Annotated in this window: 6 protein-coding genes; 4 read left to right on the top strand and 2 right to left on the bottom strand. The window is 59.8% G+C overall.

The annotated features are described in order from the left end of the window. A partial coding sequence (locus JQ575_RS43285; RefSeq protein WP_283842707.1) for an ABC transporter substrate binding protein occupies window positions 1-196 on the top strand: 196 nt, incomplete at its 5' end. Between the two features lie 300 nt (window positions 197-496). After that, complete coding sequence (locus tag JQ575_RS43280) at window positions 497-733, top strand: hypothetical protein (RefSeq protein WP_212039244.1); 237 nt, start codon at window positions 497-499, stop codon at window positions 731-733. Window positions 734-1,110: 377 nt separating this feature from the next. Here JQ575_RS43280 and JQ575_RS43275 read toward each other — a convergent pair whose 3' ends face one another. Both JQ575_RS43275 and JQ575_RS43270 read right to left on the bottom strand, forming a co-directional pair. Beyond that, window positions 1,111-2,379, bottom strand: coding sequence for a flavin-dependent oxidoreductase (locus JQ575_RS43275; protein ID WP_212039243.1), 1,269 nt, complete (start codon window positions 2,377-2,379; stop codon window positions 1,111-1,113). After that, window positions 2,376-3,545: an ABC transporter substrate-binding protein gene (locus JQ575_RS43270; protein ID WP_212039242.1), complete on the bottom strand. Its 1,170-nt coding sequence runs from the start codon at window positions 3,543-3,545 to the stop codon at window positions 2,376-2,378. The genes JQ575_RS43275 and JQ575_RS43270 overlap by 4 nt, the downstream gene beginning before the upstream one ends. Window positions 3,546-3,704: 159 nt before the next feature. Between JQ575_RS43270 and JQ575_RS43265 the strand changes: the two genes are divergently transcribed. After that, complete coding sequence (locus JQ575_RS43265) at window positions 3,705-4,652, top strand: LysR family transcriptional regulator (protein ID WP_283842706.1); 948 nt, start codon at window positions 3,705-3,707, stop codon at window positions 4,650-4,652. Between the two features lie 1,352 nt (window positions 4,653-6,004). Further along, a partial coding sequence (locus JQ575_RS43260) for a GAF domain-containing protein (RefSeq protein ID WP_212039240.1) occupies window positions 6,005-8,009 on the top strand: 2,005 nt, incomplete at its 3' end.

The raw sequence follows: 8,009 nt of genomic DNA, 5'->3' as shown, positions 1-8,009 counted from the left end.
TGGACCGGATGTTAGAGACCTATTTTATCGTTCGGCGGCTTTCGTAGACAAGATTTTGAAGGGCACGCCGCCGGGAAATTTGCCCATTGAGCGGGCCGTGAAATTCGAGCTCATAGTGAACCAGAAGACCGCCAAGACACTCGATGTCACCGTTCCGCTAACTCTAGTCGCCCGCGCCGATCAGGTAATCGACTGAACGGCTAACACTGTCGCGATTGGCACCTTTCCGACCGTTTCTGATGATGTCCGTTGACGGGGGTAGACCGGAAGTGGCTGGCTGACCGTCAGACCGACGCGATTGACCCTGAGACCGAGCGCCGGAATCCGCGCCTCCCCGTACGGGCGATGGAGCTAGGCAACCCAACGATGCTCGCTGGTGCTTAATCGACGCTTCGACCTTGTCGTCATTACATGATTACGCGTACTATGTCCGCCGCGCGGTACTGCACGCATTCGAGATCGTTCGCAGCGATCCACCGAATATGCGGAGGACGCGATGAAGCAGAGTTTTGGGTGTTGGCTCGCTGCGCTAAGCATTGCATTCGGCAGCCTCGTAGCCACGCAACCCGTGGCGGGGCAGCATGCGGAAAAGACCTATAGCGTCGGTATCCTGTGCGGTGGTTGCAGCGATCAGGACCCCGCCCGGCGGTTCGCGGAGACTCGCCAGGCCCTGCGCGAACGCGGGTATGTCGAAGGCAGGAACATCGCCTTCGTGTACCGCTCGGCAGAATGAAGATATGAGAAGTTACCCGGCCTTGCCGCCGATCTGGTCAGGGCCAAGGTCGACGTCATCATGGCTGTGCTCAAGACGAGTTCCTGCTGGCTGCCACCGCCCAGAACCTCCGAAAGCTGGCAAAGCTGATCCCACTGCCTGCCCCAATGCCGGCCTGAGAGCAAACAAACTCACGCGCGCCTGATCCCTTGCAACACCCCAATCAGTTGGGCCGCCGACTTCTTCAACACAATCGGCACTCAACGGACATCCCGGCCCGCCCGCCGGATGTCGGCTTTGAGGGGTAAAGCGGAAGTCGGCCTCGACGGCACCCATTTCGGACGTCGGCACTCAATCGGAGCATTGCGCCAGTTCGACCAGCCAGACGCTGGGGGTTCTCATGTTGACTCTCGGCTCGCGCGTACGAAGGACACCCCGTTATTGACCGTTTCGACATCAAGACCCGCGGCGACAGCGAACGAGTTGGCGATGGAATCCAGTTCGTGCCGTGAAATCACGTCCTCGATCCGAACGAAGCCGTTTGGCGCGCGCTCTTCTACCAGTTGCATGGCGGCCTCCGGCCCAAAGCTGCGATTGCGCAGCGTTATGTCATTCATGACGGGCCGGCGTGTCGTGTCGTAATGCTGTAGTGCCTCGACCGGATTGGAAATTGCGCTCAGCGCAGCTGTAAGCAACCGTGCATCTAGGATCGCCTGGGACCCGGCCTGGCTGCCGATTGGCTGCATCGGATGGGCGGCATCGCCGAGCAGGGTGACGCGGCCGCATGTCCATGTCGAAACGGGGTCGCGGTCGACCAGCGGAAATTCAAAAATATCCGGCGACTGCTCGATCAGCGCCGGCATATCGAGCCAGGGAAACTTCCACCGGTCGAACGCCGCCAGCACCTTGTCCCTTGTGACACGCTTGTTCCAGTCTTCCCGCGGCGGTGCCTCGTCAGGCACGGTCATCTGGCAAAGCCAGTTGGTGAGCCGTTTGCCGCTCGCGGCACGGGCAACGGGATAGGCGATGATCCGCTGATGGAAATGTCCGGCGATGGCCATCGTCTGGCCGTCCAGGAAAGCTTCGGCCTCGACGGCGGCGCGCCACATCAATTGCCTGGCGAAGCGGGGACCGGCTTCGGTGGGATGGATTTGACGCCGAACCGCGGAATGGATGCCGTCGGCGCCGATCAGGACATCCGCTTCGTCGATCACCGCCGCGCCGGATTCTCGATCGCGGAAGCGGCCCTGGACCTTTCGGCCAATTTGCTCGAACGCGGTGAAGGTCAGTCCGCTACGGAAATTCTGGCCGATGCGTTCGCGAACGGCCCTTAGCAGCAGGAACTGCAGACGTCCGCGATGGATCGAATATTGCGGCCATCGATATCCGGCCGCCGTCCCTCTGGGCTCGCTGCGGATCAGCTGTCCGAACTTGTTGCACAGGTTCAGCCGTTGGGTGGCTATGCCGGTCTCGGCGAGTGCATCGCCGAGCCCGAGGTCGACAAGTTCGCGCACGGCGGCCGGTTGAAGGTTGATGCCGACCCCGAGCGGCGAGAGATTGCGCACCGTCTCATAGACCCGGACATTGATGCCGGCCTGATGCAGGCTGAGTGCTAGGCTCAGCCCGCCAATACCGCCTCCGACGACGATGATTTCCATCTTCTTCATTTCGCCGCGACGCGGGGATCCCGGACGTTGCTGAAGGTCACGAACTCGACGTTGCGCAGTTCGCCGTCCACCTTCTCGACTTTCCGGATGTAGATGTTGTGGACGACTTCGCCGGTTGCGCGGTCGATCGACATCGGACCGCGCGGGCTCTCCCAAGTACTGCCCTTCATGGCCGAGACCAGCGCCTTGCCGTCCGTTGCGCCGCCGGTCTTTTTCAACGCCTCATAGATCACGTGGATGCCGTCGTAACCGCTCGCCGCCATGAAGTTGGCGCGAGCATGGTTGTCTTTCTGGTATTCGGCGGCGAAAGCCTTGTTCAAGGCAGACGGATGCGCGGCCGAGTAAAAATGTGCGGTGACGGCGCCCAGCATGGCGTCGCCCATGTTCGAAAGCGCCTCGTCGTCGGTCAGATCGCCGGGCCCGATCAGCTTGATGCCGGCCTTGTCGAGGCCGCGCTCCGTGAATTGCTTGGCGAAGGTGGCGGCCTGGACTGACGGAATGAACACGAACACGGCTTGCGGTGCCGCGTCCCGGACCCGTTGCAGGAACGGTGCGAAGTCGGGGTTCCGCAACGGGACGCGGATCGTTTCCGCGATCTGGCCGCCGCCCGCCTTGAAGTTATTGGCGAAGGTCTCCTCCGCCTCAAGTCCGGGCGCAAATTCCGTCACAAGGGTCACCGCTTTGCCGAGGCTGTTCTGGATTGCCCAGTCCGCCATGATGGCGGAGGATTGCGCCAGCGTGCCGCTGGTCCGGACGAAGAAGGGCGATTTTTCCACCACGGCCGTCGTGCTCGAAATCATGATGACGGTCGGCTTCTGTGCTTCGGTCAGCAATGGCGCGCTGAACAGCAGATCCGCCGTCAAACCGCCGCCAATGACGTCGACCTTTTCGTTGACAACCAGTTCCTGAATGAGCCGCTTTCCGGTTTCACCGGATGAAGCGCCGTCCTTGACGATCAGCTCGATCCGCTTGCCGGCCACGGTATCGCCGTGCTGCTTGATGTAAAGGCGGGCGCCGGCGATCACTTGCAGGCCCGCACTTGCCAGCGTCCCGGTCATCGGCATCACCATGCCGATCTTGACCGTATTCTGTGCGTTCGAGCTGCTCGCGGTAGCGGCCGTCACGCCGAGTATTGCAATGGTTCGGGCGATAGATCTGCTCAACATGGCCGTCCTCCGTAAAGGTTGTCGGTGCTGTTTCGCGGCGTTGGTATTCCTGAAATGTTTGGATGGCTTGAATGTTGGTTGAATTGTTGTCCCCAAATGCTGTAGTTTGAAAGTTCAATTTTTCGACATCCCTGTAGCCTGCAGACTAAGGGTCGAAGAATGGACTGGTCAGACCGCGTCGGCCATCGCGTCCGTTTGCGCGACCTTCACATCGTGCTCGCGGTGGCGGAATCCGGCAGCATGGCGAAGGCGTCCGCCATGCTGGCCATCTCGCACCCCGTTGTTTCTAAGGCGATTTCCGAACTGGAGCAGACGTTGGGCGTCAGCCTGTTCGACCGCAGCTCCCGGGGAGTCGAGCCTACGCCATATGGAAGGGCGTTGATCGAGGCAGCCATCAACGTGTTCGACGAGATGCGCCAGGGGTTCAAGCGCATAGAGTTCCTCGTCGATCCGACGGCCGGTGAACTGGCCGTCGGCTGTCCTGAAATCATCCTGGCCGGTGTGCTGCCTGCGATCACGGAGCATTTTCTCGGGCAACACCCCCGCGTGCAACTCAAGATCATCCACGCCGATACGGCGTTGATGCAGTTTGACCAGTTGCGCAAGCACAACGTCGAACTCCTGATCGCGCGAATGCCGCGACCGTTCGTCGATGAAGATCTCGTCTCGGAGCCGTTGTTCGACGAACCCTTCTCCGTGGTGGCAGGGATCGACAGCCAATGGGCACGGCGTCGCCAGATTGAACTTGCCGAGCTTGCCGGGGAAGCCTGGGTACTGCCGCCCCCCGACAGCGTTCCCGGGGTGCTGATCGCCGAGATTTTTCGCAAGCATGGACTGCGGCAACCGCGCGCGGGCATCCTCACTCTGTCGGTTCAATTGACGACGACCATGATTGCTTCCGGGAGGTTTGTCGGGCTGCTGCCGAGTTCGGTGGCGCGGTTCAATGCCAGGCGTGTGCGGCTCAAGATTCTGCCGGTCAAGGTGCCGACCGTACTGGGCTCGGTCGTCGTCATCACGGTGAAGAAACGCACCCCCAGTCCGCTCGCCCAGATCTTCATCAGTTCGGCGCGCGCCGTCGCAAAATCGATCTCGGATGATGCGATATAGTAATGTCTGCGTTTGGCACTTTTCGGAAGTGGCGGCCCTGATGCGTTACGTCTGCTTTTGGGATTAGACCGAAAGTTTAACCTGCACGCGGTCAAGCGACGCGAAGGACTTGGCCCGGACACCGGGCCGGCTCAGCGTCGGAGGCCGAACCTTACTATTTGCGTGAGCTACCCCGTCGTTATCTGATACGATCCAAGGATTGCTCATGCTGCCTATGTGCAATGAGGCGGTGATCATTTACGGCTGGTGTATTGATGTTCGCTGCGACGCGGCCGGCGCGGGCGCAACAGCGAGCGACGCAGCGCCGGATAGCGATTTTCCAGCCGGCAATTCCGGTTGCCTTCCTTACTGAAACTGGCGGTGGCAGCGCATGGCGCGCCTTCTTCGGCGGACTGCGCCGGCTCGGTTACGTAAGGACAGAATCTCCTGATCGAACGCTATTCCGCCGAGGGACATCACGAGCGCTATGCGGACATCGCGCGGGAGATCATCAATAGCAATCCGGATTTGATCGTCCCCGGACCCAACCCGGTCGTGCTCGCATTCAGGGCCCCACCAGCAACCGTCCCGATTGTTGCGTTCATGATCGATCTGCTGAAGGGAGGGCTGATCGCGATGCGACGCGTAGGGTTTCTTAGTGTCGGAACCCGACATACGGTTTATCACTAAACGCATCATCGACCGTACCTCGGCATTCATCGGTGACTGAGAGTGCTTCGTGCTCCCGCCTGACCTTGCGGTGAGCCATGTGTGAGAAGTGCGACGAAATCGATAAGACCATCGAGCGTTCTCGCCGAATTGAGCAACGCAGTCGATGCCGGCGCACTGCTGGCCTATACGGTGGACCTGCGGAGCTCTTGAGACGCATGGCCCGCGATGTGCAGCAAATTCTGGGCGGCGTCAGGCCGGGCGACATTCCGATTTATCAGCCCACCAAATTCTAGCTGCTGATCAATTACAGACCCGCAAAAGCGCTCGGCCTCACTCTTCCGCCGGCGCTGCTTGCCCGCGCTGGCGAGGTGATCGAGTAACGAGAGTCAATGTTCGCGTCTGGCACCTTTGAGAAATGCCTGCCGGCCGTGACGATGTCCGCTTCGGGGGAAGACCGGAAGTAGTCGGCCGACGGCCAAAATGACGCCAATGACCCCTTAGCGGACGATGCTCTTGCCGGATAGGCAAGTCGACTATGCGCAGAGACCTTCGCAGCTCTTCCAGCGGCCGTCCTCGATACGCCAATGTTGCCGAGCAGCCTGGGCGTCCTTGGCATCGGTGCTGTACGGCCTTCTCCTAATTGGATAGGCTCGGTACTCGATTGAATTCATTTGAAATTTTTCCGCTCGGAGTTTCCAAGGATGCCGCAGCGCAAAGGATCGGTGAGCCCGCCGGGCAAACGGCACAGCACTGCTAGCACGCGCGAACCGAAGGCGACGGATGTCGCCGACGGAACGACGGAAACTTCGACGCTTAAGAGCGAGCCAAAAAAGGCCGTAGAGCGGCAAGAAGCCGTTGCCAGCGATAGCAAGCGACTACGGGAAGAGCTTCGACAACGAACCAGTGAATTGAGCGAGGCTGCGCAGCAGCAGACTGCGATCAGCGATATCCTTCGCGTGATCTCGAATTCGCAGGGCAACCTCGGCCCGGTGCTTGAGTCGGTTGCTATGCACGCAGCTCGTATCTGCGAGGCACCATTCGTCGATATTCTGCTTGTTGAGGATGGAACACTGCACAATCGAGCCGCGTTCGGCGAACTCGGGCAGTCATCGGTCGGAAAAACCTTTGTGCTTGATCGCACGACGGTGATGGGGCGATCCGTCTGCGACAAGGAACCGCTCCATGTCACAGACCTGCAGAAGGCGGGTGACGAGTTTCCCAGGGGACGAGAGCTTGCCATCAAATTCGGTCATCACACGACCCTTTGTGTTCCTCTGGTGCGCGAGGGCTGCGCGCTCGGTACGCTCCTTGTTCGACGTACGGAAGTCCGCTCGTTCGACGATAAGCACATCGCTCTTCTGAAGACGTTCGCAGACCAGGCGGTTATCGCTATCGAGAATGCCAGGCTTTTCGACGAGACCAAGGAAGCGTTGGAGCGGCAAACCGCGACCGCCGAAATCCTGAAGGTCATCGCCAGCTCACCGTCAGATGTGCAGCCGGTATTCGAGGCGGTTGTGAACAGCGCGGCAAGGCTCTTCGAGCCGTGTTCGGCCACGATCACAACTCTGAAGGAGGGTAAGCTATACTGGAATGCAAGCGCGCAGATCATTCCGAGTTTTGATCATGACGCCGCCAGGGCCGCTTATCCGATTCCGTTCGACCCGGTTCACTCACCCTCGTCACGAGCTGTCCTGGAGCGCCGCATAATTGCAATTCCCGATACACACGCCTTGGACACGCCAGAGTCTACTCGAAGAATCTCTGCTGCCGGCGGTTTCCGGAGCATCACGTTTGTGCCACTGATCCACGAGAATAGGGGTATCGGCACCATCATCCTCACACACCCACAGGCAGGTTTCAGGTTCTCGGACAAGCAACTCGCCCAACTCCAGACTTTTGCCGATCAGGCAGTCATCGCCATCGAGAACGCGCGGCTGTTCGATGAGGTGCAAGCGAAGACACGCGACCTAACCGAATCGCTGCAGCAGCAAACGGCGACCGCTGACGTGCTCAAAGTGATCAGCGCCTCTCCTGGCGAACTGGAACCGGTGTTCCAGGCCATGCTGGAGAACGCCGGGCGCCTCTGTGAAGCGAAGTTTGCCATGTTGTTCTTATACGAAGACAATCAGTTTCGCGCCGTCGGAAAGTGGAACATACCGCCCGCCTATGGTGAGTTTCTGGAGAAAAACACAATCCTTGCCGACCCTAAGGTCCCCCTCGGTCGTGTTGCGATGACGAAACAACCGGTGCAGGTCGAAGATGTCCTGTTGGATCAGTCTTACATTGAAGGCTTCCCGGGGATGGTCGGCGTCGCGGAAGGCGGAGGCGCCCGGACGCTCTTGCAGGTGCCCATGCTCAAGGAGAACGAGCTGGTGGGGACCATCGGCATTTACCGGCAGGAAGTTCGGCCGTTCACAGATAAGCAGATTGCGCTCGTGCAGAATTTCGGTGCCCAGGCCGTGATCGCTATCGAGAATGCACGTCTTCTCAATGAGCTGCGCCAACGCACCGATGACCTGAGTGAATCGCTGCAACAACAGACCGCAACAGCTGACGTACTCAAGGTGATCAGCCGCTCGGCGTTCGACCTGCAAGCGGTACTCGACACGTTGGTCGAGTCGGCAGGCACACTATGTAACGCGACCATGACCAATATCTGGCTTCGGGATGGTGACGTTCTGCGAGCGCAGGCTCATATCGGGATGT

It is taken from the genome of Bradyrhizobium sp. JYMT SZCCT0428 (assembly GCF_018131075.1).
Lineage (GTDB): Bacteria > Pseudomonadota > Alphaproteobacteria > Rhizobiales > Xanthobacteraceae > Bradyrhizobium.
Note: the sequence above shows the minus strand (reverse complement) of the source record. Positions and strands in the feature narration are given on the sequence as shown.